The following is a 1,398-nucleotide window of genomic DNA, read 5'->3' on the forward strand; positions in this document are numbered from 1 at the left end:
AGTGACAGCGGCGGGCTTGTGCTTGATGGCGGCGGCGCCAGTGTGACCACGTCATGATGTGACGGGGGTCGACGGGACGATGGCGGGGTCCAGTTGCCAGTAGACGGCGAATCTCGGCTGGTGTGAGGTCCACGAGGTCGGGCGTGTCCCGTTCGACGCCCCCTTTTGCCGTTCATGGCCGGCCATCACTGCCAGGAATGCGTGGGCGAGCATGGCGAGAGTGATGTGCCGGTACCAGCCGACATAACGGCGGACTTCGTAGTGGTCCAGGCCGCATTCATTCTTCGCGCTCTGGAAGCACTCCTCGATCTTCCAGCGGCATCCGGCGACGCGGACCAGGTCGGCGATCGTTGCCTCCAGCGGGGCGCAGGCGAGGTAGTAGGCGATGTCGTCGGGCTTGGTGATGCTGCGGCGGGCCAGCACCCAGCGCCGACTGGTGACCATGTCGCCGTCTGACTCGCATGCAGAGGGCAGGTGTGCGGCGGCCCAGTCGTAGTAGCGCTCGCCTTTCGCGCCGTGTCCGGCGGACAGTCGTTGCCAGGCTTCGGGCGGGGCTTGGCTGAAGAGGTGATCGATGCGCGGGCCGCCGGCCGGCTGGGATTTGGGCACGGCCACGACGTAGGAGAGGCAGGCGTCTTCGAGGAAGTGACGGAAGTGGGAGTCCTGTCCGTAGGCGGCGTCGGCGGTGACCCAGGCGATGGGCAGCGGTGAGGCGAGGGCTCGTGCGATCACGGTGCGGGCCAGCTCACCTTTGGTGGCGAAGGTTCGCTCGTCGGGGATCTTCGCCGCCCGACAGCGATGGCGGTCGTCCGTCCAGGACTTGGGCAGATAGAGCTCCCGGTCGACCAGGGCATGGCCGCGGGTGGTGGCGTAGGCGGCGAAGACGCCGATCTGGCAATTCTCGGTGCGGCCGGCAGTGCCGGAGTACTGGCGCTGCACCCCGGCGGAGGTGGTGCCCTTCTTGACGAAGCCGGTGTCGTCAATGATCAGCACGCCGTCGTCGGCGCCGAGGTGTTCAGCGACGTAGGCTTGCAGGTCGTTGCGGATCTCGTCCGCGTTCCAGCAGGTGCGGGACAGCAGCCGTTGCAGGCCGTCAGGCGTGGCGTGGCCGGCGTATTCGGCGATCTGCCAGCCGTTCTTGCGGCCGACCGGGCCAAGCAGACCATGGATGTAGTCGCGCACCAGGCGCCGGGACTCCACACGCGTGAAACGGCTCCCGATCCGACGCAACAGCCCGCCAAGCTCCTCGTCCCACACGTTCGTGGGTGCATCCTCGATCACATAGGCGCACTGCCCGGAGCATTGTCACTGCATACGGCGCGGCCACTCGTTGGGGCGGCACCCCGCCAAAGACCGTTCCATGCCCCTGCCCACACCACTACACTCCCCACCCTCAGA

General features: G+C 67.3%; 1 pseudogene. It reads right to left on the bottom strand.

The window, feature by feature from the left end:
- A pseudogene (locus AB0H32_RS48355) lies at positions 1-1,230 on the bottom strand (IS701 family transposase); the annotation flags it as partial.
- Between the last annotated feature and the right edge of the window lie 168 nt (positions 1,231-1,398).

It is taken from the genome of Streptomyces sp. NPDC020362 (genome assembly GCF_040642095.1).
GTDB lineage: Bacteria > Actinomycetota > Actinomycetes > Streptomycetales > Streptomycetaceae > Streptomyces.